The organism is Synechococcus sp. CBW1004, from assembly GCF_015840715.1.
In the GTDB taxonomy this organism is placed as follows: domain Bacteria; phylum Cyanobacteriota; class Cyanobacteriia; order PCC-6307; family Cyanobiaceae; genus Cyanobium.
Genome location: NZ_CP060397.1, coordinates 392,309 through 415,795 on the forward strand (window position 1 = coordinate 392,309; position 23,487 = coordinate 415,795).

24 protein-coding genes and 1 tRNA gene are annotated in these 23,487 nt (G+C 63.9%); 11 read left to right on the forward strand and 14 right to left on the reverse strand.

Translation table 11 applies throughout. The annotated features are described in order from the left end of the window. Positions 1-16 precede the first annotated feature (16 nt). Entirely contained in the window at positions 17-1,597 is a 1,581-nt protein-coding gene (locus H8F25_RS01825) for a DUF4055 domain-containing protein (RefSeq protein WP_197211762.1), read from the reverse strand. A 1,092-nt stretch (positions 1,598-2,689) separates the two neighbouring features. Here H8F25_RS01825 and H8F25_RS01830 point away from each other — a divergent pair. Further along, on the forward strand, positions 2,690-3,652 hold the full coding sequence (locus tag H8F25_RS01830) for an AAA family ATPase (protein WP_231596998.1): 963 nt from the start codon (positions 2,690-2,692) through the stop codon (positions 3,650-3,652). A 190-nt stretch (positions 3,653-3,842) separates the two neighbouring features. Then, the gene (locus H8F25_RS01835) at positions 3,843-6,260 is read left to right on the forward strand and encodes a S8 family peptidase (RefSeq protein WP_197211764.1); all 2,418 of its coding nucleotides are present in this window, start codon (positions 3,843-3,845) and stop codon (positions 6,258-6,260) included. A 276-nt stretch (positions 6,261-6,536) separates the two neighbouring features. On the opposite strand, the gene H8F25_RS01840 is transcribed toward H8F25_RS01835, so the two are convergent. The 8 genes from H8F25_RS01840 to H8F25_RS01875 form a co-directional block, all read right to left on the reverse strand. Further along, positions 6,537-7,238: a sigma-70 family RNA polymerase sigma factor gene (locus tag H8F25_RS01840; RefSeq protein ID WP_197211765.1), complete on the reverse strand. Its 702-nt coding sequence runs from the start codon at positions 7,236-7,238 to the stop codon at positions 6,537-6,539. Further along, the gene (locus H8F25_RS01845; protein ID WP_197211766.1) at positions 7,235-8,878 is read right to left on the reverse strand and encodes a terminase; all 1,644 of its coding nucleotides are present in this window, start codon (positions 8,876-8,878) and stop codon (positions 7,235-7,237) included. The genes H8F25_RS01840 and H8F25_RS01845 overlap by 4 nt, the downstream gene beginning before the upstream one ends. Beyond that, positions 8,875-9,408, reverse strand: coding sequence for a hypothetical protein (locus tag H8F25_RS01850; protein ID WP_197211767.1), 534 nt, complete (start codon positions 9,406-9,408; stop codon positions 8,875-8,877). Before H8F25_RS01850 ends, H8F25_RS01845 begins: the two co-directional genes overlap by 4 nt. Beyond that, complete coding sequence (locus tag H8F25_RS01855; RefSeq protein WP_197211768.1) at positions 9,405-9,809, reverse strand: hypothetical protein; 405 nt, start codon at positions 9,807-9,809, stop codon at positions 9,405-9,407. The genes H8F25_RS01850 and H8F25_RS01855 overlap by 4 nt, the downstream gene beginning before the upstream one ends. A gap of 3 nt (positions 9,810-9,812) precedes the next feature. Further along, the gene (locus tag H8F25_RS01860) at positions 9,813-10,160 is read right to left on the reverse strand and encodes a hypothetical protein (protein ID WP_197211769.1); all 348 of its coding nucleotides are present in this window, start codon (positions 10,158-10,160) and stop codon (positions 9,813-9,815) included. 96 nt (positions 10,161-10,256) lie between these two features. Continuing rightward, entirely contained in the window at positions 10,257-10,949 is a 693-nt protein-coding gene (locus H8F25_RS01865) for a hypothetical protein (RefSeq protein WP_231596999.1), read from the reverse strand. Between the two features lie 379 nt (positions 10,950-11,328). Beyond that, positions 11,329-13,839, reverse strand: a complete 2,511-nt coding sequence (locus tag H8F25_RS01870; RefSeq protein ID WP_197211771.1) for an AAA family ATPase — start codon at positions 13,837-13,839, stop codon at positions 11,329-11,331. Continuing rightward, entirely contained in the window at positions 13,826-14,002 is a 177-nt protein-coding gene (locus H8F25_RS01875; protein WP_231597000.1) for a hypothetical protein, read from the reverse strand. The genes H8F25_RS01870 and H8F25_RS01875 overlap by 14 nt, the downstream gene beginning before the upstream one ends. An 88-nt stretch (positions 14,003-14,090) precedes the next feature. On the opposite strand from H8F25_RS01875, the gene H8F25_RS01880 reads away from it, so the two are divergent. The 9 genes from H8F25_RS01880 to H8F25_RS01920 all read left to right on the forward strand — a co-directional run bounded on the left by H8F25_RS01880 (position 14,091) and on the right by H8F25_RS01920 (position 18,766). Next, a complete protein-coding gene (locus H8F25_RS01880) occupies positions 14,091-14,441 on the forward strand; it encodes a DUF2786 domain-containing protein (protein ID WP_197211773.1) in 351 nt (116 codons plus the stop codon). Continuing rightward, complete coding sequence (locus H8F25_RS01885; RefSeq protein WP_231597001.1) at positions 14,387-14,941, forward strand: hypothetical protein; 555 nt, start codon at positions 14,387-14,389, stop codon at positions 14,939-14,941. Before H8F25_RS01880 ends, H8F25_RS01885 begins: the two co-directional genes overlap by 55 nt. A gap of 74 nt (positions 14,942-15,015) precedes the next feature. Continuing rightward, positions 15,016-15,699 carry a helix-turn-helix transcriptional regulator gene (locus H8F25_RS01890; protein ID WP_197211774.1) on the forward strand — a complete coding sequence of 228 codons (684 nt, stop codon included), beginning with the start codon at positions 15,016-15,018 and terminating at the stop codon, positions 15,697-15,699. Between the two features lie 115 nt (positions 15,700-15,814). Beyond that, on the forward strand, positions 15,815-16,597 hold the full coding sequence (locus tag H8F25_RS01895) for a hypothetical protein (RefSeq protein ID WP_231597002.1): 783 nt from the start codon (positions 15,815-15,817) through the stop codon (positions 16,595-16,597). Then, complete coding sequence (locus H8F25_RS01900) at positions 16,594-16,833, forward strand: hypothetical protein (protein WP_197211775.1); 240 nt, start codon at positions 16,594-16,596, stop codon at positions 16,831-16,833. Before H8F25_RS01895 ends, H8F25_RS01900 begins: the two co-directional genes overlap by 4 nt. Continuing rightward, a complete protein-coding gene (locus tag H8F25_RS01905) occupies positions 16,823-17,476 on the forward strand; it encodes a hypothetical protein (RefSeq protein ID WP_197211776.1) in 654 nt (217 codons plus the stop codon). The genes H8F25_RS01900 and H8F25_RS01905 overlap by 11 nt, the downstream gene beginning before the upstream one ends. After that, positions 17,476-17,760, forward strand: a complete 285-nt coding sequence (locus H8F25_RS01910; RefSeq protein ID WP_197169762.1) for a hypothetical protein — start codon at positions 17,476-17,478, stop codon at positions 17,758-17,760. The genes H8F25_RS01905 and H8F25_RS01910 overlap by 1 nt, the downstream gene beginning before the upstream one ends. Next, positions 17,757-18,509, forward strand: a complete 753-nt coding sequence (locus tag H8F25_RS01915) for a BRO family protein (RefSeq protein ID WP_197169761.1) — start codon at positions 17,757-17,759, stop codon at positions 18,507-18,509. Before H8F25_RS01910 ends, H8F25_RS01915 begins: the two co-directional genes overlap by 4 nt. A 50-nt stretch (positions 18,510-18,559) precedes the next feature. Continuing rightward, positions 18,560-18,766, forward strand: a complete 207-nt coding sequence (locus H8F25_RS01920; protein WP_197165875.1) for an AlpA family transcriptional regulator — start codon at positions 18,560-18,562, stop codon at positions 18,764-18,766. Here the strand turns inward: H8F25_RS01920 and H8F25_RS01925 are convergent. The 5 genes from H8F25_RS01925 to H8F25_RS01945 all read right to left on the reverse strand — a co-directional run bounded on the left by H8F25_RS01925 (position 18,739) and on the right by H8F25_RS01945 (position 23,454). Further along, positions 18,739-20,019, reverse strand: a complete 1,281-nt coding sequence (locus H8F25_RS01925) for an integrase arm-type DNA-binding domain-containing protein (protein WP_197169760.1) — start codon at positions 20,017-20,019, stop codon at positions 18,739-18,741. The two genes, H8F25_RS01920 and H8F25_RS01925, sit on opposite strands and share 28 nt — an antisense overlap. Positions 20,020-20,241: 222 nt before the next feature. After that, positions 20,242-20,329: transfer RNA gene (locus H8F25_RS01930), tRNA-Ser, on the reverse strand. A gap of 428 nt (positions 20,330-20,757) precedes the next feature. Further along, positions 20,758-22,794 carry a protease Lon-related BREX system protein BrxL gene (gene brxL, locus H8F25_RS01935; RefSeq protein WP_197211777.1) on the reverse strand — a complete coding sequence of 679 codons (2,037 nt, stop codon included), beginning with the start codon at positions 22,792-22,794 and terminating at the stop codon, positions 20,758-20,760. Beyond that, positions 22,791-23,126 carry a helix-turn-helix transcriptional regulator gene (locus H8F25_RS01940; protein WP_197211778.1) on the reverse strand — a complete coding sequence of 112 codons (336 nt, stop codon included), beginning with the start codon at positions 23,124-23,126 and terminating at the stop codon, positions 22,791-22,793. The genes brxL and H8F25_RS01940 overlap by 4 nt, the downstream gene beginning before the upstream one ends. Then, positions 23,119-23,454 (reverse strand): type II toxin-antitoxin system RelE/ParE family toxin, encoded by a 336-nt coding sequence (locus tag H8F25_RS01945; protein ID WP_197211779.1) that lies wholly within the window; start codon positions 23,452-23,454, stop codon positions 23,119-23,121. The genes H8F25_RS01940 and H8F25_RS01945 overlap by 8 nt, the downstream gene beginning before the upstream one ends. Between the last annotated feature and the right edge of the window lie 33 nt (positions 23,455-23,487).

The following is a 23,487-nucleotide window of genomic DNA, read 5'->3' on the forward strand; positions in this document are numbered from 1 at the left end:
GCCCTCCCTTGCCAGATCAGCTGCCCCCGTTGTGCTCGCTCAGCCCCAGCTGCTGACGCAGCTCGGCGCCGTCGATCACTCCCCGCTCATGCAGCACCAGCCACTCCTGCACCGAGGGCTGGGGTTTGCGCGGCGGCTGGGGTGGCACCAGTGGGCAGATCTCCACACTGCAGACCGGTTGATCCGCCAGCTTTTCGCCAGTGAGGCGGGTCCACTGGCGCAGCAGGGTGCTGAGCATTGAGGCCTTCTGACCTGCCAGCGATTGCAGCACCGCAAAGCTCTGGCCGGCGGTGAGCGAGACCTCCAGCTCAGTGCGGGCTGGTCCGTGGCCGACGGCGGGGATCAGGGCATCTCGGCGCATGGCTTCTTCCAGCTGCTGCAGGTAGGCCCGGTGCTCCGCCAGAGATCGGGCTTCTATTTCCACCCACTCGAACTTGGCGCCCTCGGGCAGGTCCATAAACGAGGAGGTGGAGAGCACCAGCCGCTGGGGCCGCTGTCCTTCTATGCCACCGGCAGTTGCACCCGAGCCGAGGGCGCCATCGCTGCGGCGGAAGCCGTAGGCATCCACCAGTCCTGTGCGCACACCCACAGGCAGGGCGGTGCGGGAGAGGAGGTCTTCGTATTCGCTGCGGCAGCGGTAGTGGTTGAGGTACTGGTGCGCTAGGCCCAGGTGGGGCAAATCGCCTTCTCCAAAGGCGGTGCCATCCACCGAGTACCAGAGCGCCGGTATGTCAAAGCGCTGGGGCATCCGCTCCGGCTCGCCCACCGGCACCACGTCGTAGCCATCGACGGCACCGGGATTGGGGTTGGCCTGCCAGCTGCGCAGCACCAGACCGTCATCCGTCACCGCCAGGCTGCGGTAGAGCCAGGCCTGCGGGTCCGGCACCAGTCCGCCGTGGGCGTCGAGCACCATCGTTGGCACCGCCGCATTGCCGCTGGCAAAACGTGGCGGCAAGGCCTGACGGCGCGGCTCTCGCCAGACGATCTCCACCGGGCCCGACGCCGGAGCCGCACTGGCGGTATCGGTGGGCAGGCGCCAGTTGAGCAGGTCGCGCCGGGGCACCAGCTGCAGCCGCGGCAGGGAGAGCCGGTCGCCCTTGGCGAGGGCCTCCAGCCGATCGCCCTCTGAGGGCCAGCGGTGCTGGGGCGGCAGCTGCAGGATTAGACAGCCGCCATCCCGCAGGGTGAGCAGGTCGGCCAGGAAGAGGAACACCCCCAGGTCCGTGCCCTGGCCGTCCACATCGGTGGCCACGCGGGTCAGGGAGTCGGGCAGTTCCTGCCAGGCCAGGCGCGACAGCATCCCCGCGTAGGTGCGCAGGGCATCGCGGTAGAAGCCGGTAGGCCGGGCTGCTTCCAGGCGCTTGAGGTAGCAGGTCTCGGGCTCCTCGATGCCGCGGGGGAGATAGACCGGCCGGCGGCTGGTGCCGTCAGGGAGCTCCAGCAGGGTCCAGCAGTCGTAGACCAGCTGCAGGCGATCCCGCAGGCCGGAGAGGGTGGGATGTTCCAGCCAGGGGGGCTGGGCAGGGGGCTGAGCTTGCTGTGCGGCTGGGGAGGTGGAGCTACTGGAGGTGGCTGACCTGCGACGGGTAGTGGGCACTGGCTGTGGTGGGGTCAGAGCTATTGCCAGCGGCCGTGGTTGACCTAGGGGAGGGCAGTGAAAGCTCTGCACGGCTTTTGTTATCGCTTCAGACCAGATAGGTCATACGCTACATAGTCCTTGGACTCGAATCTGGCTCTAGTGAATAAGCAGGCTTGATGGGCACCCTCGGCCTTCGCAATGCCTGCTTCGCATCGATTCGAAACTTCCACTCGAAATGACCTCGGCGTCTTGTGCGGGCAGTACTTTTAGCGCTCGCTTACAGAAGCCCACTTACAATGTATATACTGAGCCTAGCTTCTTGTGGTCCAGAGCTTTACCGAGTAACCTGTGAATTACGGATTGCCATCCAAGGTCAACACTTCATGCTGGCCATAATATTGCCATAGACCAGATTTGCATAGAACATAAGCCTTGCGCTAGTCATAATTACAGTCACGAGATTTATTCAGAGACAGTCCACATGGCCAATACGAATCATAATTCACGAGGAGCCGAATAGCGATTGAATTTGCTTAAGGGCGATCAAGCTAGGCCAATCTGTTATCTCGAGACGAAAGCCCCCCTTGATAGCCATTCAAGATCATTAAGTCAATCCAGGCTGCTCTGTTTAAATTATACTTTAACGACGATCCTTGCACATGCCTAGCAAGCCTCTTGTGCTCGCACTTGTGCGATGTCGCCGCCGGATTTGCTATAGCAAAGAAAGTCTTGAAACAATGACTTTCTCCCGGGTTCACGATGCACTGCGGGAGTGGTTCGATAGGGGCAGATCAAGGAGCGCTCTGTCCCCAAAGAAAAGCCAAGAAACCTAGACAATGATTCACGGCATTGATACAATTGAGAGGCGACTACAGTGGAATTGGACCATGACATCATCTAAGGATTCTCCCGATTCCGCCCATGTTGCCATTAGGGGGCCATGTCCGTTCCAAGCAAACCGAAGCAAGTACTGGTCGCCACGAAGAGCTGCTTGGCCTAAGATGGTGTGCGACTAAAATGACATTTTTGGAGAAAGCCAAATGAATCCTGTGCGGGGGCACTTAAATGGCGCGCAGTGATCTACTAATAAACCTTGTGAGAGCAAGTGTCTTGGGGGACAAAAGTGCAGTCCGCGAGGTAGTAGAGACAATTATTGCTGAAGAGAAAGGCAAGCAGCACATGGTGCTGGCAGAGCGGCTCGCACGGGCTATTCAGGCAAGTGATATTACTACAAAGAGATGCTCTTCAATCTCCGATAGTCATCAGAAAGAACGTGAGTGTCTCTCTGAAGTTATGCCCAAGCGTGAGCTTGGCGATATTGTTCTTTCCGCAAAGTGTCGCAAGGCAGTTGATCAGTTTATCGAGGAGCAGCAAAGATCAGGATTGCTTCGTGCGCATAGTCTCGACCCGAGGAACCGCCTTCTTCTCGTTGGCCCGCCAGGCAATGGCAAGACATCTCTTGCGGAAGCAATCGCCGAAGCATTGGCCGTACCGTTTTACGTAGTCCGTTACGAGGCAATGATCGGAAGCTATCTCGGAGAAACTGCAACTCGTCTCAAACGCGTGTTCGACTATGTGCGCACAACGCCCTGTGTCCTGTTTTTCGACGAGTTTGATGCGGTCAGCAAAGAACGGGGTGATATCCATGAAACTGGAGAGATTAAACGCGTAGTTACATCGCTCTTAATGCACGTTGATGAATTGCCAAGCTACGCGGTCGTCATTGCGGCCACCAACCACTCCGAGCTGCTGGACCGGGCAGTCTGGCGCCGTTTCCAACTCCGACTAGGCCTGCCGGCGCCAGGAATAAAGGAGCTGACCGAGTACTTCGAACGTTTTCTTGCCTCGTTTGACAAGGTCCCTGGTGTTTCCGGAGCAAATATTGCCAAGCGTCTAGGAGCAATCAGCTATGCCGAAGCAGAGGAATTCACTCTCGGCGTGCGCCGCCGTCAAATCATGGCGATGCAGGAGAGCCCGCTGAGGAAGACGATCGAAGAACAACTAGATCTGTGGGAACAGTTGGTCCAACCGACACGTTCTTACGCTGCAAATCAAGGATTGGTCGATGGCTGATCGTCCCCTTCTGGCGATGCCACGTCCAGAGCGAAGAGCACCAGCAGCTGGCCAGCCCCCTAGGGAGAGGATTCCTTCCGTCGATGCTGTCCGTCAGGCCGAAAGGCTTGGTGCGAAATTCGACCGTCTAGAACGTGCGCTTGGCGACCCTGATGCGCTGGGCGAGCTTCGGGATGATCCGTCTGCAATAGTGCCCGAACGCGCGCTCGTTTTCGAGATCGCCAGCGAAGTCGTTGACTTTTACCGCGCGGTGCGCGGCGTACCGGGACTTGAGTTCCTCGGAGAGGATGAAGGCGATGCCGCACCCGATGAAGACTTCTACCTCCGGGACGGGGACGGGGAGCCAAGAGCTGATAGACGGGTACCACTTCGATATTATTTTACAATTCCTGATCGGACTGCTCTCAGGGAACTTCTAAGTCTGTGGCAGAGGTTTCAGCGAGGCGAGGAACTCGGACACGGTCGTACTGCATGGCGCGATGTGTTCATGCATCTCGCAGATGTCCGACCATGGGGGCCCAGAGACCGCTTGACACAAGAGGCAATCGAAGACTGGCAAGAGCGGTTGCTACTCGCACCTGATACGCCTATTAGGTTTGAGGTCGAGTTCTGGTATCGCGATGCCGCGGCTCGCAGAGAGATAGCTGAAACTACCTTCCTGAATAGGCTACGAGAACTTGGCGGGCGGATTCTTGATCGCTCGGTAATTGATCCGATCCGTTACCAAGCTGTTTTGGGAGAAGTATCGCCTGCTGTCATTCGGGACGTGCTCAACCATCCCGATGTGGGCCTAGTCACTCTCGATGATGTGATGATGCTGCGGCCACAGTCGATGGTTTCGGGTCTTGTCGAAGGTGACCTAGATGATGCTTCAGAAACAACATCCGACGAATGCAGGACAGATCTTGAACCGCCAATAGCAGCTCTGCTTGACGGCATGCCCATGACGCAGCATGACCGGCTTGCCGGACGGCTGATTGTCGACGATCCGGATAGTTTCGCCGACGAGTATGGGAGTGCGGCGGATCAACGGCATGGAACCGCTATGGCGTCGTTGATCCTGCATGGTGATCTTAATGCGCGCAATCCTAAGTCGCCGCTACGGCGTCGCCTCTATGTACGCCCAGTCATGTACCCACAGCCAGACGGGTTAGACAGTGTAAGAGAGGTGATGCCCGCCGACCGTCTCGGCATTGATCTAATGTGGCGCGCCTTCATTCGGATGTTCGACGGGGAAGGAGATTCAGAACCGACCGCGCGGACGGTGCGGATCATAAACTTGTCGCTCGGTGACGCTAAAAGGCGATTCGCTGGTGTCATGAGCCCTTGGGCGCGCCTGATAGATCATCTCGCTTGGCGCTATAAAGTCCTTATTCTGGTGAGTGCAGGAAATATCTTAGACCAATTATCTTTAGATGGTGTGATGCAGTGGGCCCACCTCGAGCGTGGGGATGCGTACAACAGACAATTGACTATGCTCCGTGCGATTATGCGTCGGCGCGCGGATCGACGCCTGCTCGCACCTGCTGAGGCAATCAATGCTCTAACCGTTGGTGCAGCGCACGCCGACCACATTTCGCCGAATGGCCAGAGTGTGATGGCTATCGATCCATATTCGAGCGCGGCGCTGCCCAATCCGAGCTCCGCTTTGGGGCTGGGATTCAAGCGTGCGATCAAACCGGAAATCCTCCTGCCCGGTGGCGCCGAGCAGGTACGGGCGAGTTCAACTCATGCTCCCATCGATGTTGGCCCTATTACGCGACCAGCGAATCTTTTTGGCATTGGCGTGGCGAGTCCCGGTCCCGCCGGTCAAATTAACCGTAGAATCAACATGAGCGGCACAAGTGTCGCAACGGCACTTGCGACGCACAACGCAATACGCATACTTGAAGCGCTTGAAGAACTGCCGAATGATCCGGTTCATCCGATGATTGACCCTGCTTACCACGCCGTTATGCTTAAGGCGCTTCTGGTCCACAGCGCACAGTGGGATGATGACGCTGCAAGTGCGATTAAGGAAATCATCGCAGAAAATGGGAGACTTCATTGGGAGCATGAGCGAGACGAAATCAGCCGCTTTCTTGGCTTTGGCTGTCCCAATATCGAACGCATAGTTGATTGCGCTGAGAACCGCGCGACCTTATTCGGATGGAACACGATCCACTCACATGAGACCGATCGATTCGCGGTGCCTCTCCCAGTAGAGCTCGACGGGATGCCAGGTTTTCGGGCACTGTCAGTAACAATTGCATGGCTCACGCCAATCACTAATTCTCATCGAATGTATAGACTCGCGAAGTTCAAGGCAGGCCCGGGCAGTGACAGATCTTTTTCTATTGGCGTAGCAAACGCAAAACATCAACCGTCATACAACGCGATCGGAAAGGGGACTGTCTATCACCAGCGCTGGGAGGGCGAAGAGGCGGCGGCCTTCGTTGATGGAGGGAATCTTGTCCTCGACATAACCTGCTCGCCTGCAGCTGGCAGGCTTGACGATCCGATTGCATATGCTGTAGCAACAACGCTCGAAGTCGGCCAGGCAGTTGAAGTGCCAGTTTATGACCGCGTGCGTGAACGCTTGAGACAGGCAGTCCGTATCAATGCATAAGTTTCATCAGCCAATGCGGATCCCCTCTCGACTACGCAGGGGCGATCGTTTGGTGCATTGCGTCACGATGGGCGTATGTTTTTCCCGGTCCTGAAGTTAGACATACTCTCCGCGTAATCAAGGTCGAGGCCTGAGATCCACTCTTGGCGCAAGACAATGTAAATACATCGCCTGTATCATGTGATTTATGTGTCCGTCGCCAACTAACACTCGAGTGCTCGGCCCACCTCCCCCTGCTGGCTGCCTCATCTCCTTGTCTGCCACGAAGAGGAAGCGTCACTCAGCAGGTAATGCAACAACCCGTACTGAGCATGCATCAACGATCTCAATCCACTGCCCGCGGCTGATCCCTATTCGCTCCAGCGTCTCACCCACGCCAACTCCTGAAGTAAGCAACCGCTTCCCCCGCGCATGAATCTCCCGCCACGTAGGCGGCACCTTGAGCAGAAAGCCATTGTCCCGCAAAAAGTGCGTGATCTCCCCATTTGCGTAGGTGCGCCCATAGGGACGGAATGGGCCCCGTGAGGGGTCGTATCGGCGCGCTGCCTTGATCAACCCGATCATCGCCAGCTGCAGCAGGTCCTCCTTGGGATGGATGGTGCGCCGAGCGAAGTTGCCGGCGATCTTCTCTGCCAGATCCATGTGTTTCAGCGCCAGGGCATCAGCCGCGGCATGGGGCCGCACCGGCCGTTGTTGCCGGGGTCTGCAGCGCACGGGCTGCTGACCCTGGGCTCTGGGTGGGTGATGGACCGGAGCCTGCAGGTTGATCTCCAGCTGCTGCGCACGGGCATGGCACGCGGGCCCGCGATTGCGCCGTTGCCGCAGCATTCGCTCCGCCCCAGCCGGATTGCCCACCAGCACCACCGTGATCGGCAGCACCAGCTGCACCACGACCGGCGCCAGCACGGCAGCCCCTGGGCTTTTCCCCAGAGATGGCGTGGGATGTTCCCGCACTGCGGACACCATCGGTACGCTCATCGGCTCACCAGCAGTGGCGTCACCACCGGCTGGATGCCCTGGGCCTTCCAGTAGCGACCCTCCAGCCAGAGGGCGCCGTGGCAGAAGGCATCCACCAGGTCCTTGCTGCCCTTGGGAAAGCGGATCGCTTCCTCCACCAATGGCTGGGCGCGGTGGTGGAAGCGGATCTGCCCGGCCTCCAGCAGGGGAGCCACGGCATGGGCGCGGGTCTCCTTGCTGCCTCGGGCGGTGATCGGCAGCATCCCCGGCACCCGGCGCCGCAGGGTCTGCAGCACCGCCGGGCCATTGGCAGCGTCCTCGATCAGCACGGCATTGGGCCGCAGGCCCTGCTGTTCCAGCGCCTGCAGGCAACCCAACAGGAAGCGGATCACCTCCGGCAGGCCAAAGCGGTGCCGGGCTGACCAGAGCACCTCGATCTCCAACTCTTTGGGCCCGGATGGGCCCTGCGGTTCACCCGTTCGGGGGATGGCAGAGCGGGCCGGTGGTGCCAGCAAGCCGGCAAGGCAGAAGCCGCAGTAGTCGCTTTCCGCCTCGCCCTTGAAGCTGAGGTCACAGGAGAGCGCCAGCAGCGCGTACTGGCGCTGGTTGCCCTCCTCACGGGGGAAGGGCGGCCGGATCCACTGCCGCAGGAAGATGGACCCAGACGCCGGGCTGGGTCGCTGCTGGTACAGCGCCGCCCACCAGTAGGCCCCGAGACGGGCCCTGATCTTGAGCAGTTCCGGCAGGGGGAACCGCTCCGGGCACAGCGCCTCACCCGCCTGGCGCCAGTCGGGGATCAGGGTGCAGGTGGACGGCAGCTGGGGCCGTTCGCCTGGCTCTTCCGCGATAGCCGGCAGGTCCAGAATGGTCCAGTTCTGGGGGGCCTCGCCCAGCTCCTGCTCCAGCAGCCAGCCGATCACGTCCTGGTGGTCCCAGCGGGTGAGCACGACCACCTGGGCTGAGAGGTTGGGCTGCTCGCTGCCGTCTGGTCCCAGCACCGACGCGGGCTCAGCTCGGGTGAGCCACACCGATCGCAGCCAGTCGATCAGCTTCTGACGCAGCGCCGGGGATGCCGCATCACCTGGGCCCTTGTAGGGGTCGTCGATGATCCCCAGGCTGTAGCCCTTGCCGGTGAACGGGCCATCCACACCAGCAGCGATGCAGCCGCCGCGCTGGCGGGTGAGCCAGTTGCCCACGGCCGCCGAATCGCGGGCCAGCAGGTGGCCGGTCACTCGATAGAAGTGACGGGCTTCTCGGGAGTGGGCATAGGCCAGCTCCGCCGAGTACGACGCAATCGCCGCGAAGAGATGCGGGTAGCGCTGCAGGAAGTAGGCCGGGAACAGCTTCGAGACCAGCAACGACTTCCCCAGCCGGGGCGGACAGGTGACGATCAGCCGGCCAAGGTGGCCATCCGCCACCTGCTGGAGCAGGTCGATCAGCACCTCAGCCCAGCGGTGGAAGCCGTAGCGGGGGTAGGCCTCAGCGATGAAGCTGCGCAGGCTCTGGGGTTCCGATGGCTCGGCAGCAGTGGCCGTTGGGAGGTGGAGGAGGCCGGCATCGCCCCAGGGGTCGAGCTCGCTCAGCAGCAGGCCGCCTTCAGCAGGGGCCTGTGGCGTGAGCACCGGTGTTGGTATCGCAGTGGCGGCGGTGCTCGCCGTCATGCCCGTGGCTCCGGCGGCTTGATCGGTGCCCGCAGCAGACCGCCGATCTCGGCGATCACCCGGAAGGCGCCCACCGCCGCGTTGAACTGCTCGGCGTCCATCGCCCGCCTGGCGCAATCGTTCAGGGCAAAGATCTGCTCAGCCTGGTGGCGGCGCCGGTCAGAGATCAGCTCCTCCACCATCCGCTGCCGAGCCAGCGCCAGATAACGGCTCACCGTTTTGATGTTGGTGATTCCCCAGTTATGGGCTGCTTTTTCCCTGATCTGTGCAAGTGGCAGCCGCTGGGCGATCCACAGCTGCGCTTCGGCGATTCGGGTCTCCACCTCCATGTGGGTGGCGCGGGGCTTGTGGCTCTGGCTGCGGCGGCCCCGCGGCGGATTGCCCTTGCCGACCGGCCGGCTGGGGTCTGCAGCCGGCCAGACGGGCTGGCCATCGGCGTCTTGCTGGGGTGGGGCAGCACGCAGTTCCTCCAGCGACTCAGTGCCCGCGTCTGAGCAAGCGCCCGCTGTCGGTGGCTGCTCGGGGCTCATGCTTCACCTCCACTACTGGGCGGCAGATCAGGGAGCGCCGTCCCCTGGGGGGACTGCCTCAGGATCAGCCGCACGTAGGCGGCCCACTGCTCGGGGGTGAGCACCACCCGCCAGGTCCCGCCGCGGAAGCGCACCAAGGTCGCCGCGAACCCCGCAGCGGCGTGCTCGGCCTGCAGGGCAGCCTCGTCAGGCTTAAGGCGGGCCGCGGCGGCGGTGTTGGCCCAGCTGGCCACCTGGATCACATGGGCCGGCACCCCATCGAGGTCGCCGGTGTCACCGCCGGCATAGGTGGTGCGGCCGGCGCCGAGTTTGCGGCGCACCGTCAGGCCCAACAGATCGCTGAGCAGCTGGGCCGCTTCTCGCTCGGCCGCATCCCCCTTGCGCTTCTGGGGATTGGCCATCGTTCAGCTCCGGCCCGGCTTGATCGTCCAGAAAGCCTTGCCGTGCTTCTCCGTAGCGGCGCCGGTGGCGACCGCCAGCCGCTGGGCCTCCTTGAGGGCCTGCTCCTGCTGTTGCAGCGGCTCGGGGTAGGCGTAGCTGGTGCGCCCGGCCGACCAGCAGAAGCTGCAGCCGTTGTGGGAGAAAGAGGCATCCAGCTCGCCGGTCTCCAGGGCACCACTGAGCTGCTCCAACAGCGGGGAGAGCTCGGCGTCGAGCGTCTTCTGCTGCAGCTTCAGGACTGTGATGCGATCGAGCAGCGCATCGAGGGCGGCGCCGGCCAGGGGAGCAGAGCTGGCGGTGGTGGCAGCCATCAACAGAGCCAGCGAAGGAGCGAAGAGGCGCGAGCAAGCGTCCTACAACAAACCATAGCGGCTCGATAGTCCGAACACATCGGTTCAGACAGTGGATCACCACGGCCGGAACCTGCTCACGTAGCCCGCCCAGGCCGCTGCCCAGGCCGCCAGGCATTCCTCGCGGGAATACAGCGGCGAGAGGCGGGTCTCCCCCGGCCGGGCCCAGATTGTTTGGCCGGCGTCGTACTCCACGCCCCAGGTCGCTTCCAGGGCCATGTAGCCCCCGAGTTGGGCGCGGGTGCAGTAGCTGCCAGAGCCGGGCCGCGAGAGGGTCTTGAGGTCGGCGAGCACCCGCAGGCCGCTGGCGTGCTGGATGTAGCCGGTGTCGTACGTGCCGGCCAGGTTGCGGATCAGGCAGCAGGTGGGCCGCTCGGAGGCGATCACCGTCACCTGCTGCCAGTGGGGGTGGGCCAGCAGCGGCTCGATCCAATCGCGGTAGTAGCCAGACCGCAGGTGCTGCAGCTGCTGGCTGGCCTGCTGGCGTTGCTGGGACAGGGGATGGAAGCGGCTGTGCAGCAGCGCCTCCAGCGCCAGGTGCACGGTGTGGCCCCGCGGCTCCCAGACGTGGCGGGTGGCCTCGATACGGGCCATCGCCCAGTCGCTCTTGGTTGAGCCGACCACGCCGGTGACCGACACCGCGAACAGATGCTCCCCCAGCCAGTAGCAGTGCTCTGGATCCGTGCGCCGCAGGCCTGGAATCGGTCTGAGCCAGGGTCCGGCAGCGATGGTGAGTGGGCTGGTTGGCATGTGCTGCACCATCAACAGAGCCTCACGTGAAGCACTAAAAACTTGTGATTCTTTAGAACCCGTTGCGGCGCAATGGATCTGAGAGGATCCAGGACGAGTGAAACTTTGTGATTCTTGTGGAACCCTTGCGGCGCAACGGTTCCACAAGTTTCCAGATCGTTTCCACCCGCCGCGAGGCGTGAGAACGTCTGCGCTGGAGTGGGTTTCAAGGTTTCCGAAGTTTCCAGCCCTCTTGTGCGCTGGAGAAATAGGGCAACAGCGCCGCTGAGGGGCAGGCAGGACCCCAAAGAATCACAGATTTCCGGGTTGTTTCCAGCTGCCATCAAGCGCCGGAACGCCTGCCCTGGAAGGGCTCCACAAGAATCCGAAGTTTCCATACCTAGAGTTCGAACTCACGTGCCAGCCATTCCACGCCGGCTGCACTGAGGCCATAGCGCAGGTAGTAGCTCTGGCTGCCGGTTGAGACGCGCGTGGTTGTCACCAGGCCGTCGAGCTTCCCGAGAAACCGACCGAGGGTTTTGTAGGCGCTCAGGGCCTCAGCCTCGAGATCTCTCATCAGCCGTGCTTCCGCCGGCGCCAGGTCAATGGCCTGCAGCAGCTCCAGCAGGCCCACCCCGGCCAGTCCGTTGGTGTGCAAGGCCTGGAGATAACGCAGGGCCTCCTTCTGCTTCTCGCTGGCCTTGCGCACCCGCTGAGCGGCGCGATCGAGATCGCTCTCCTGCTCCTGCTGCTCCTGCAGGTCGTCGTAGGTGCCGAGCCGCGCGAAGGTCCCGCTGTTGCCGTCGATCGCCACCACCAGATCCGCCGGTGGGCCGGAGCGGGCCTCGCGCACCAGGCGGCGCTGGGGTGAATCCTTGATCAGCCGGTTGCCCTTGGCCAGGTAGTGCAGGGTCAGGATCGTGTTGGCCGCCCCGGCAATGGCGTTGTGGCCCGAGAGGGCCTCGGTGCCGGTGGTGTCGTTGGCCTTGTTGCAGTGGTGGATCAGCAGCAAAGTCCCGCCGGCATCGGTGATCTGGTGCTTGAGGTCGTAGATGAGCGACCCCATCTCCGGGTCGTTCTCGCCGAAGCAGCAGCTGCGGGTGATCGAGCGCAGCGAATCGAGGATCACCACCGCCCCAGGGTGTGCGGCCAGGCAGGCCAGCAGGGCATCGAGGTTGGCCTCAGTGGCGCGGAACCGGCGTGACCAGAGCAGCAACGGGTGATCCCAGATCCCGAGTTGCTGCAGCATCTGGGCGGTGTCGCCGTCGCCCTGGTCATCGGTCACCAGGATCACCGGCCGCGGTTCCTCCGGCGCCCCGAAGCCCAGAAAGTCCTCGGCGCAGAGCAGGCAGCGGGCGAGGGCATGCACCAGCCGCGTCTTGCCCACCTTTGCCCGGCCGCCCACGATCGAGAGGTCGCGGCGCGGAACGCAGCCGGGGATTTCCCACTGCACCACGGGTTGCGGCATCGACAGGCGCTCGGCCTGATCGAGACCGCGGAAGCGGTTGCCGTTGCGCTGGTCGTGGGCCTCGAGGATCAGCTGGCCGATCTCCTGCAGCCGCAAGGCTGTTTTCAGTTGCAGGGCGGCATGGGCCTCGCGCACGCGGGCCGAGCGGCGCAGGCTGTTGCGCTCTCGCCCCACTAGGGATCGGATGCAGTGCTCCAAGGCATTGAGGCGGCGGTTGATCGGTAGGTGCACCTTTCCCCAGCGCACCCGGGTGTCGGGTCTGGGGGAGAAACGCTGCGGGCCAGGCCCGGAACCCTTGGTGCCCCTGGCATTGCTGCTGGTGCGGTCGCTGCTCTTGCCACCCGGATGGCGCCCGTCGGTCTCGCCCTGGCTTCGACGGCTGCCTGTGGCTTGCGCCCGGGGAGGCCTGGGGGTGTGAGGAGGCTCCGGCGGCAACCAGCCGTGCTGACGGGCGTGGAACCAGAAGGTCGCCGCGCTGATCTGCTCACCGCCGGAGCTGGCCACCTGGCGGATGTCCCAGCCGCAGCTGGCCGAGGGGCTGTGGGCCTCCATCAGGGCGATCGCCAGCTCCCGGTCGTGGCCGGCCTGCTCGCAGGCCTGGATCAGTCCCCAGAGCAGGTTGCGGTAGTCGGCGTAGGTGTTGCTGCCGGCCACGCGCTTGGGGATGACGGCCAGGGCGGTGCGGATCTGCTCCAGCGGCCGCGGCGGCCCGAAGTCCTCGTCTCCCAGCTCGGGCAGTGGAATCCCAGTGCCTGGAACCTCGTAGGTCTGCTCCAGGGCAATCTCCTGTTGCGGTGCGGTGCCTTCAGCGGGTTCGGCGAACTCATCGGGCAGCAGCGCCAGGGCGATGTCATCAGGCGCGTAGCGCTGGCCGCTCACGTGCACCAGCTCCACCAGGGCGGTGGGCTGCCCGCCGGCATCCACGTACCAGCAGCCGGGCAGCCGCATCACCCGCGAGGCGTCCTTGCAGTGGGGATCGCCGCCGGCGTAGGCGATCAGCTCGGCCTGCAGCGGCGCCCACTCCTTTGGCGGGATGGGCTGCTCCAGCAGCCAGTAGCAGTGGGCCGACTTACCGCCGCTGAGCACGATCAGCGAGGGCTCCGGCAGCCCCAGCTCGCGCCAGGCGTTCAGTTGCCAGGCGATCGGCCGGTCGTCCCACTCCACGAAGAACGCCCGACAGGCCGTGATCTCGCTTTTGCGGTCGCCGCCGTCGTTGATCACCAGGTAGATGCCGCGGCCTTCCCGCTGCCACTGCTCCGCCACCGCCAGATCGAAGGGCCCTTTGCGGGCACCGATCACCGCCTTTGCTGGATTGGCGCGGTGGGGAAAGGCGCGCAGCCGGGCGCTGGCCGGGTCCTTGCCCAGCAGGGAGAGGAACTGCTTGGCGGCAGCGCGGTCGATGCAGGGCTGAGTGGGACTGGTGGCCGCTTCAGCGCTGGCCATGTTGTCCCTGACGCTTACGGGGGCTGCTGGCCAGCTCGTCGCGTTCCATGGCCTCGGCCACGATCAGGCGGATCACCGAGGAACGCGAGAGCACACCGCCGCGGGTGCGCGCATCCAGCCAGTCCCGCTGCTCAAGCGTGAACTGCACGGAGAGCGGGGTCATCATCGAGGGCATAGGAACCTCGGCATATCGAATAAGTTTATTCATGCTGGCACAGGCTCGCTAAGCTGATCTGGTTGACGAATAGGGCATGGTCGACAGCGCAGCGGCAGATCGGGCAGCGGAGAAGGTCCGCAAGCTGGTGGCCATGAGCGCCTCACCCCACCTGGAGGAGGCGCGCACCAGCGCGTTCCTGGCCTGTCGCCTGATCCGCGAGCACGGCCTGCAGGTCAGCGGGCACCCTCCCTCTGCAGCGTCCGCGCCAGGAGTGCCGACGGCAGGGGTTCCCCACAGGCAGCCCACAGCCGACCCCCATGGCTTTCGCCGCATCCGCGTCCGCCATCCCGGCCATTGCCGCTGTTGCGGCAAGCCGATCGCCCTCGGGGAGTGGGCGCTCTGGTGCCGTGGCAATGGCTTGCGTCACCCGCTCTGCGCCACCTGAGCCGTTGCTGCGCCGCCGAGATCCAGCAGGCCTTGCTGGCGCTGCTGACGGGGGAGGCCTTCCTGGCGGATCGGCCCTGGAGTGAGATCTGGTGGGGGCGAATGCGGCTCGATCTGGCCAGCGGCTGGCAGCTGGAGATCGCGATCGAGCGTGACCAGCTCGGCGCCCTGCATTGGGCGCAGGCGCCCGACGGTCGTGATTGGCTCTACGGCTGCCAACGCGACGACTGGACCCTTGGCCCGGACAGTCGCATCGTCGAGCCCGTGGCGTTGCTGGAGCCGGAGCAACGCCAGCAGCTGGAGCAGCTGCTGCGCGAGGCCATCTGCTGGCCTGCGCCCGTGGTCACCGGCGGTTGGGTGGTGTCGATGGGCAATGTGAAACCGTCGCGATACGCCCGGCGAAGAGGGCCGCGCTCCGTCCACCACCCCGTCACCAGGGCTGGTCGGGGCAGGCCAAAGCGAGCGTCCAAGACAGGGTCGCCAGCGCCCACACCGCTCTGAAACAGGCACGTCAGCGGTTCATGGTCATGAATGGGATGTCTTAGCCTTTCGCTAATGGCCAGATCGCAGTCCTGATGAGCTCTGAGTACCGGTACATCGAGGCCAAGCAGCTCGAAGCCGGTCAGGAGTTCGGGCGCATGCTCAGGCGCTGGCGGGAGCTCAACAACTGGACCCAGTACACCGCCTACAAGTGGGCCAAGGAGGCCGGCTTTGAGGTGATGGCGCCCAGCACCTTGAGCGTGTTCGAAAACGGCAAGGCGCCCAAGCCAAGGCCGGAGAGCTTCTTTGCCCTCGCCGAGGTCAACCGCCGGCTGGCCGCCAAAGACTTCAGCGGCGTGCGCACCAGGGCCCTCAAGGATCTGATCAGTCAGGCCAAACCCTTGATGGATGACGCGGAGCGGGTGTGGGGGCCGGCGGAGTTCTGGAGCTGTCACCTCGGCCTGTTGCCAGTGCCGAGCGCCTACCAGGCGCCTGCCGTTCCGGTCCAGCCCGAGGTCGATGCCGCAGAAGCCGAGAAGCTGAGCGAGCAGTGGCGCGGCCAGCTGGTACAGACCGCCAAGCAGCACGGCATCGGCGTGATGGAGGCCCTGAGTTCCGCCGCCAAGGCGGCGCCAGCCAAGCAGCGGCAGGCCTTTCAGGCGATGCTGGCCGGCTTTGAGCCGTACTCCGCCGAGCAGCTGCAGGGCATGTGGGACGGAGAGGCGTGGCTGCCGCAGCGCTGGCTGGAGGAATGGTCCACCAAGTCGGGCGCCAGCTGAGGCGTGCACGAACAGGCTCGGAGTACGCCATGCCTTGCGTTGCGCAAGATACAGATTCGGATTAGCGAGCCGCTAATATCCTGGACAGGCGGGCACCGGTCCCGCAATGCCTTCGATGACCACCACCCCTTGCGGGCGGATGGAGCCGACGCCAGGTCCCACCACCGCCTTTGATCTCAACCAGGCCCTGTTGCAGAGCCGCGAGCAGGCCCGCGCCCAGTGGGCCGAGGGCCTGGCCCAGTTCCAGTCCCAGATGGCCGCCATCGCCGAAACCTCCATGCAGGAGGTCGTTCAAGCCGCGGCGCCGGCCTTTGCCCTGGGCTTCTCATTCAGCGCCCAGAAGCTGATCAACGAGGAGCACGAAGTGTTGCGGGTGACCCTGCGGCACCGCGGCGGCGCCGAGGAGTTCAGCGAAGCCCAGGCACCCCAGGAGGGCAGTGCCGCCTGGCATGCGCTCACCGCCTCCCTGCTGGCAGGCCTGCTGGGCATTCCCGTGGGCATACTTCCTCGGACTATCGAGCCGAAACAGCCTCGGCCGTTGGATTCGGGCTCCGCAGGCGTGACCTCTGCCGCCACCGGCGATGCGGCCACTGCCCCCGCCCCCGCCCCCGCTGCTGACGACCCTGACGCCGCAGACGACGAGTGGGACACCGGCGCTGCGGATAGTCCTGAGGCGGTTGACTCCGGCCTGGAGCCCTTGTCGGACGAGGAGATCGCCACCCTGCACAAGTTCCTCGGGGCGATGCCTCAGGAGGCGCGCAAGCGGTTCACGATCGAGTTCCGCCACCAGTTCCAGGTGCCCCGGGAGGTGCGGACGATCAAGGACCGCATCACCCAGAGGCGACACAAGGACTTCATCGACGTGTTCGAGCGCGAGCTGGCGGGGGGAACGCCATGAGCGTCTGCCGCCGCGCCTACGCCAGGCCCCAGCCGCGGTCCCAGCACGGCCGCCATTACCTGTGCGTCTGCGTGCACAGCGATGTCTACCGGCAGGTGAAGCAGCTGTCGGCCGAGCACCAGCTGTCTCTATCCGGTGCCGCCCATCACCTGTTGCGGCTGGGCGCCGGCCTGGAGCCCCTGCTTCCCCTGTCCTCTTCCACGTCCACTCTTTCGAGCAAATCCCATGGCGATTGAACTCAACGACGGCAGCCGCATCGCGGCGCCGGTGATCCGTCAGCAGCGCCTCGGTGAGGTGGCCTATCTGGCGATCGTGCGCCCGGAGCAGCGCGACCGTTTGCGCAAGAACCTCAGCAGCGGCGCGATGGAGCCGATCCCCAACGGCACCGACCGTCAGGGCCGGCCCAAGGTCAAGCAGGAGATGGTGGTCCATGCGATCGCCATGCCCGGCACGACGATGGAGGCCCGCATCGGTGATGAAGGCGGTGTGCCGGCCCCGGGGGATCGGGTGCGCTTGATCCTCAAGGCCAAGGGCTTTGGCGAGTGGATCGAGGCACGCCGTCAGCACCGCCGCGGCCGGCTGAACGTGGGGGATGTGCTGGTGCTGGAGACCCGCTGGGCCCAGCAGTACGACCAGGACGGCAACCCCAAGGGCCCCAAGATCGAAGACCAGGCCGCGGCCGATGCAGTCCCCCGCAACGTCACGATCGGCTTCTACGGGCCGTTGAGCATCATCGAAGGCACCGATGCGGCCTGGATCGAGGCGGCGGAGCAGGCCTACAGGGCCGATGAAGCCGCTGCCCGCCATCAGCAGGCGATCCCGCTGGCGGATGGGGAGGACTACGGCGATGAGTTCGCCGATGAGGAGGCGCCGTTCTGATGGCCTACCCCCAACACCCCGGCCGCACGCCGCGGCCGATGGCGCAGCCGCAGCTGCCGGCCTTCTGCCGCACACGCCGGCCCATCACCACCACCGTCCGGCTGGGCGACCTGCGGCAGCTGCAGTGGTTGCTGTGGCTGGTGCTGGCCCTGCAGCTGAGCACGGTGCTGCTGGTCCTGGCGGGTCCGGTGCCAGCTCCACTGGCCGCGACCCCTGGGGGATTCACCCCCGCAGTGTTCGCGTCGCGGCATGACTCACCTGTCCTCTCAACTTCCCAGCCATGAGCAACACGTCCGCTCTGGTGCCCTACCTGTTCGAGGGGCACCGCATCCGAGTGAGCACCGATCAGCAGGGCGAGGCCTGGATCGTCGTCGCCGATGCCTGCAATGCGCTGGCGGAGAGCCCGATGGCCTGGGCCATGGCGAACCGACGCGATGAGGAGCATTGCCTCCATTCAGAGGAGGGTCCCGGCGCCGGTGGTTTCACCCTGGCGCTGATCAATGAGGCCACGCTGCTGCGCAGGCTGCTCAACAGCGACAACCCCAGCGCACCGCGGATGCGGCGCTGGCTCACCCACGAACTGCTGCCCGCCCTGCAGCGCCGACAAGAGGGCAAAGGAGAGCTGCCGCGACGCAGCATCGAGGCGATCCGCAGGCAGACCGCAGCGGAGGTGCTGCGCGGGGCCGACGAGATCATCCACCTCACCGGGGTGTCCCATGCCGAGGCCCTGCTCAGCGTCTTGGAGGAGATCCAGGCCCACAGCAGTCCTGCCGGCGTTGACGTGAAGCAGCGCGCCGGAGTGGCCTGGCTGACCGCTGATCAGCTGGCGGACCGACTGGATGGCACGCTCCGCCACACCAACCAGCGGCTCGCTGCCGCCGGATTGCAGCAGCGCAACGAGGACGACGACTGGCAGCTCACAGAAGCCGGCCTGGACTGGGGCGTCGCCCTGCCGCTCTGCAGTCGGGGAGAGCGCCGCCAGCAGATCCTCTGGGATCCGGCCGTGGTGGCGTTGCTGCACCAGACCAACTGAAAGGCACCAAACCAATCCAAGACACACACCTGAGATTCAGACCATCAGCCATGACATCCGCAACCGATCGACTGCTGCGGCTCCCAGAGGTGATCCACCGGGTCGGCCTCTCACGCACCACGATCTACAGCCTGATCGCCACAGGCGAGTTCCCCAGGCAGATCGTGATTGGCCCACGGGCGGTGGCCTGGTCCCAGCAGGAGCTGGAGGACTGGATCACCTCCAAGCGTCAGGCCGCATGCAGCGCTGATGGTTGACCAGCCAGTTGTGCGCTCAGCTCTGAGACCGGCGCCAGACCGGCAGCGACGGCCACCTGATCGAGCAGATCGGCCCAGCGCTGCAGCATGTCGGAGCGCTCCTCGAGATATTCGGCCCAGTCGTAGGCGCGGCTGACGCTGTTGCCATCGGCATGGGCCAGCTGCTTTTCGGTCACCACCCTGGGGATCTTGAGCTGCTCGATGCAGTTGGTCTGCCCGAAGCCCCTGAAGCCATGGGGTGTCTGCCGCCCCTGGAAGCCCATGCGCCGCAGCAGCATCGAGAGGCAGCCATTGCTCATGACCCGCAGCTCGCCGCTGCCGCGGTGGTTGGGGGTGTGAAAGACCAGATCGGTGTGGCCGGTGATCGGCCGCTGCAGATCGAATAGGTGCCGCGCCTGCGAGGAAAGCGGCACGATGTGGCGAACGCGAGTCTTCATGCGTTCAGCGGGAATGATCCACTGACGACCCTCGGTATCCACTTCGCTCCAACGGGCTTCCCGGAGTTCACTGGGCCGCACCAGGGTGAGCATCATCAGGCGCAGAGCGATGAGGCTGCTGCGCTCGGCGAGGCGTTGCCGCTCAAAGCGATCGATCACCTCCAAGAGATCGGGAAGCTCCACCCAGCTGATGCGGTGGTAGTGGGTTACGCGGGTGGCGGCGATGACCTTGCGGGCTTTGACGGCGGGGTTGTCCTGCCGAAGTTCGAGATCAACGGCGTGCTCAATCACGCGACGGGTGACGTCATTGCAGCGGCGGGCTTGTTCATTGGCACCTCTGGCGAGGATGGGCGCGAGCAGCTGGGTTTCAATGTCGCTGCGAGTGATCGCCTCGATATCAAGTTGCCCCAGTGCCGGTATCACGAAGTGATCAAGTTTCTCCCGCATATCTCTGCAATAGCGGGGGCTCCAGCTGGCGCTGTGGTGCTCGAACCAGGCCTGGGCGATCTGGACGAAAGGTCGGCTGCTGCTTTCGACCTGCTTGCGCTGCTGAGTTGGGGCCTGGGTGCGCGGATCGATGCCAGCTTTGATCCAGGTGTTCAGCTCCAGGGCCTGCTTGCGGGCATCGGCGAGCCGCACGGCCGGGTAAGGGCCGATGGTGAAGGTGCGGCGTAATCCCTGCCAGCGGTAGTCCTTGCGCCAGGTCTTGGAGCCGGAGCGCGCCACCCAGAGGTAGAGGCCGTCCCGGTCGTGGTGCTTGCTGCCCGGGCGTTCCGGGTCGGGCCGCAGGGCCTGGATCGCCTTGTCACTGAGCATGGCGGACAGCGCCGGAACGCTGGCGCGGGAGGGGATGTCGGCAGTTCAGCAAGGCAGGTGACGGTATAGACCCGGACCCGGCTGGCTATACCGTCAAAAATACCGTCATCCGCAGCGGCAGTAGCCGGTTTTCCCCGGATCTACCCGGACGAGCCAAAAGGGCAGATCGACTGCGCTGGAACAGTTTTGGGATATCCGCGGATCCTTTCGGATTTTGTGGAAACGGAGAGGGTGGGATTCGAACCCACGGAAGGTTTCCCTTCGCCGGTTTTCAAGACCGCCTGTAGACCCAGTAGCAGCAAGCTCTCTGACGTCCTATCACGAAACGGTGAGCCGAATATGAGCCGTTTTGATGGTTCGCCTTACCTGTTGCAGCGCCCTCTACCGCCGGGTCCGGCTGCTTGCTCCCGACAGCGGTCTGCATCCCGGAGGGGAAGAACAGGGCGCTGACCGTCATACAGCGATCCAGGCAGGCATTCACCTGACGGGGGGCGTGGATCCAGTTGGGGAGCTCACATGCCCCCACGAACGCGGCCGAGAAGACGATCTGGCCGGTGAGCAGGCCGTGGGAGGCGGCCGCTCCGAGCAGCCGCAGCAGGGGGTTCATGAGGCCCAAGGATGCGAGTCCTCTGGCTCTTGCCATTGTTGGACAAGCCCCAGCAATGCTCGGATTGCCTTGTGAGCAGTTGGGGTTGTGCTGTCAGTCGCGTTGTCCTGCTGTGATGACGATGGAGCTTGTCAGTTCAGGTCTAGCCCCTTAAAGGTTGCCGTCTTCACGTCGTTAAAGAAGATCGGATCGATCTTGTCGATGACATCGGTGTCGACTTCCAGGAATGCACGTTTATTCTCGCCTGGGATCAAGGCGCAGCGGGCGCCATTATCCATAGCCACTTGCAGGGGTTCCACCAGGGAGCGGGCGGCTTTGATATTGCCCTGAATACTCATATCACCCATGACGAGCATGCCTGCTCTGGCGGGAGCACGGCGGATCGCGGAAAAAGCAGCGAGGAAAAACGCAACGCCCACTTCGGCTTCCACCTTGTTGCCCAATAGGTCGATGGCTTCCACGTTGTAGTCGTAGCTGTCGGCCTCGTGGCTGATCGAGAAGGCGCTCTTGTTGGCCTGCAGGTAAGCGAAGGCGCGCTGGATCGATTCCTTCATCGGGCCGCTGATGCCACCAGCCGGCTTGAGCTTGCCGTTGCCTGCCGCAATGGACACCTCTAGGCGGTAGAGGCCCACCGTGCCATCGCCTGTGACGGATGCGGTGTAGACCGATCCTGGTGCCATCGGCTCGGCTGCGATCAGGTCCTGACCGCCCTGCTCGGGCACGCCAACAAAGTGCTCCTCGCCCGAGTCGTTGTCGGAGTAGCTGAACGACGTCTGGCTGTACTCAAAGGAGCCCATCTTCTTGAGCTGCTCTTTGACGCGCCGGCGGCACTCGATGGCGAGCTTGAGGATCTCCTCCAGGTCTTCCTTGGATGGCTCTCCATGGGGGTGGATGATCTTGACCAAGCCGGAGACGGTGCGGCGCACGGCCTTGCGGTCGCGGGTGTTGAGGTGGCTGCCCAGGCCGAAGTGGCTGTCACACAGCTCGGTGTAGTTGAGCTTCCGAAGGTCGCGCAGCGCTTCTGCCAGGTAGTCGATCACGAAGCCGTAGTGGTCCGTGAAGAACTCGTTGCGCATGTTGGGCACTTCCCAACCCGGCAGGTAACAGTGCAGCCGGTCGATGAAGGCCCTGTCATCCCGGATGATGTCGGGCATGGGGGCAAACAGATGCCCGGTCTGGACCATCACGTCGATCGGCTGCTGGGTGTTGCCGAACATGGCGATGCTGGCGTCACCGGCGAAGCTCTCGGCACCACGCTGGAACTGCCCCGACTCGCAGTAGGTCTTCATGGTGGTGATGACCTCCTTGGGCATCTTCTGGAGGTCGGCCACCTCGTCGAAACCCACCACGTCCCAGATGGACACCATCCCCTTGACCTTGCCATTCATGTGGCCAAAGAGGTTGGCCACGGTGGTGGGCCCTGTGAGAAGGGCTGCGTAGGGGGAGAGCTCCTGCACCGCAAAGCTCTTGCCGGTGCCTCGGGGGCCGAGCTCCACCAGGTTGTAGTTGCGCTCGCAGAGGGGTATGAGCCGCAGCAGGAACAGGTACTTGAGACGCTGGCTGAACTGAGAGGGCTCGTAGCCCTTCGAGCGGATTAGCAGATCAATCCACTCCTCGGTGCTGAACTGGGTGCGCAGCTTGCGGTACTCATCGAGGTTGAAGCTGGCCAGCTGGATCGGTGTGAGCTGGCTGATCGAGAAGGGGGCCTTGCTGTCGCTCTCATCCCACTCCACCTCCACTTGGGCCCAGACCCCGCCGGTGAGCAGCCGCTCGAAAGCATGCACATCGTCATCGGAAATGCGCAGGCTGTTGCTGCCGAAGTTGACGCACTCGGCCACATAGGTGTTGCCGACCAGGCGCACCTTGACCTTGTCGATGAAGGTGTAGCGTCCCTTCTGCTTGACCTTGCTCTGGGCCTTGGTCGCCTCATCCGGGCGGATGTAGTTGTTGGCCAGGGTGTCGCGCACCACTGTGAGGCCCAGCTCGATGGCCGCCGGGTCGGAGGAGGCGCAGTACTTGCCGAGCAGGTACTCGAGCACGAACACCGGCACGTTGGCGCCCACCTTCACGGCCCGCACCAGGTCTTTGCGAACGCACTTGCCCGCAAAGACCTGATTGACCTTGTCGTCGAGGGCGTCGCGGCTGGTGCTGGCGGCTGTGGCGGTCATTGAGCGGGGGTGGCGGGCTGGCCGGTGCGGGGCACGAGGTTGATCTCGACGTCGCAGCCGAGCACATCGGCGTAACGGCGGAGGGTGGTGAGTGCGGGCAGGTGCTTGCGGGATGCTTCCAGCCGGCAGATGGCGCTGCGGGTGGTGCCCATTCGGGTGGCGACTTCCTCCTGGGTGAGGCCTGCGCGCTTGCGGGCATCGAGCAATTGGCGCAGCAGGCGGAATTCCACCGCTGCTTCCTGCCTGGCCTCCCCATAGCCAGGGATCTGCTCAACGCGGGCGCGTTCGGCCTTGCGATCGCGGACGACAGGTTCGTAGGGGATGTCAGCCATAGCGTTTGACCTCCTTGAGGCGTTGACGGGCGATTGCAAGCTCGCGCTTGGGCGTTTTCTGGGTCTTCTTGACGAAGGCGTGGAGGATCGTGATCACCCGTCCGCTGCAGAAGCAGTAAAAGGCCCTGCCAATGCCGGAGCGGCTTTTGGGCCTGAGCTCGAACAGGCCATCGCCCATGGCCTCGGAGTGGGGTGCTCGGAGCTGGGGACCGTGGTCTTCCAGCAGATCCAGCAGCTCGTCGCAGCGGGCCAGCAGGTCGACAGGCCAGCTTTCGATCTCCTCGCGGACGCGGGGACTGAAGTATTCGACCCGAAACGACGGTTCCATGTTAGCGCGTGTGCTACGTCCCCCCTAGGTTTC

Excerpts from the sequence above, each read along its gene's own strand:
- H8F25_RS01920 (WP_197165875.1), top strand. The coding sequence starts at position 18,560 with ATGACATCCGCAACCGATCGACTGCTGCGGCTCCCAGAGGTGATCCAC.
- H8F25_RS01925 (WP_197169760.1), bottom strand. The coding sequence starts at position 20,019 with ATGCTCAGTGACAAGGCGATCCAGGCCCTGCGGCCCGACCCGGAACGC.
- H8F25_RS01945 (WP_197211779.1), bottom strand. The coding sequence starts at position 23,454 with ATGGAACCGTCGTTTCGGGTCGAATACTTCAGTCCCCGCGTCCGCGAG.
- H8F25_RS01840 (WP_197211765.1), bottom strand. The coding sequence starts at position 7,238 with ATGAGCGTACCGATGGTGTCCGCAGTGCGGGAACATCCCACGCCATCT.
- H8F25_RS01900 (WP_197211775.1), top strand. The coding sequence starts at position 16,594 with ATGAGCGTCTGCCGCCGCGCCTACGCCAGGCCCCAGCCGCGGTCCCAG.
- brxL (WP_197211777.1), bottom strand. The coding sequence starts at position 22,794 with ATGACCGCCACAGCCGCCAGCACCAGCCGCGACGCCCTCGACGACAAG.
- H8F25_RS01895 (WP_231597002.1), top strand. The coding sequence starts at position 15,815 with ATGACCACCACCCCTTGCGGGCGGATGGAGCCGACGCCAGGTCCCACC.
- H8F25_RS01890 (WP_197211774.1), top strand. The coding sequence starts at position 15,016 with ATGAGCTCTGAGTACCGGTACATCGAGGCCAAGCAGCTCGAAGCCGGT.
- H8F25_RS01865 (WP_231596999.1), bottom strand. The coding sequence starts at position 10,949 with ATGCCAACCAGCCCACTCACCATCGCTGCCGGACCCTGGCTCAGACCG.
- H8F25_RS01910 (WP_197169762.1), top strand. The coding sequence starts at position 17,476 with ATGGCCTACCCCCAACACCCCGGCCGCACGCCGCGGCCGATGGCGCAG.
- H8F25_RS01940 (WP_197211778.1), bottom strand. The coding sequence starts at position 23,126 with ATGGCTGACATCCCCTACGAACCTGTCGTCCGCGATCGCAAGGCCGAA.
- H8F25_RS01875 (WP_231597000.1), bottom strand. The coding sequence starts at position 14,002 with ATGACCCCGCTCTCCGTGCAGTTCACGCTTGAGCAGCGGGACTGGCTG.
- H8F25_RS01845 (WP_197211766.1), bottom strand. The coding sequence starts at position 8,878 with ATGACGGCGAGCACCGCCGCCACTGCGATACCAACACCGGTGCTCACG.
- H8F25_RS01855 (WP_197211768.1), bottom strand. The coding sequence starts at position 9,809 with ATGGCCAATCCCCAGAAGCGCAAGGGGGATGCGGCCGAGCGAGAAGCG.
- H8F25_RS01915 (WP_197169761.1), top strand. The coding sequence starts at position 17,757 with ATGAGCAACACGTCCGCTCTGGTGCCCTACCTGTTCGAGGGGCACCGC.
- H8F25_RS01860 (WP_197211769.1), bottom strand. The coding sequence starts at position 10,160 with ATGGCTGCCACCACCGCCAGCTCTGCTCCCCTGGCCGGCGCCGCCCTC.
- H8F25_RS01870 (WP_197211771.1), bottom strand. The coding sequence starts at position 13,839 with ATGGCCAGCGCTGAAGCGGCCACCAGTCCCACTCAGCCCTGCATCGAC.
- H8F25_RS01850 (WP_197211767.1), bottom strand. The coding sequence starts at position 9,408 with ATGAGCCCCGAGCAGCCACCGACAGCGGGCGCTTGCTCAGACGCGGGC.
- H8F25_RS01905 (WP_197211776.1), top strand. The coding sequence starts at position 16,823 with ATGGCGATTGAACTCAACGACGGCAGCCGCATCGCGGCGCCGGTGATC.
- H8F25_RS01880 (WP_197211773.1), top strand. The coding sequence starts at position 14,091 with ATGGTCGACAGCGCAGCGGCAGATCGGGCAGCGGAGAAGGTCCGCAAG.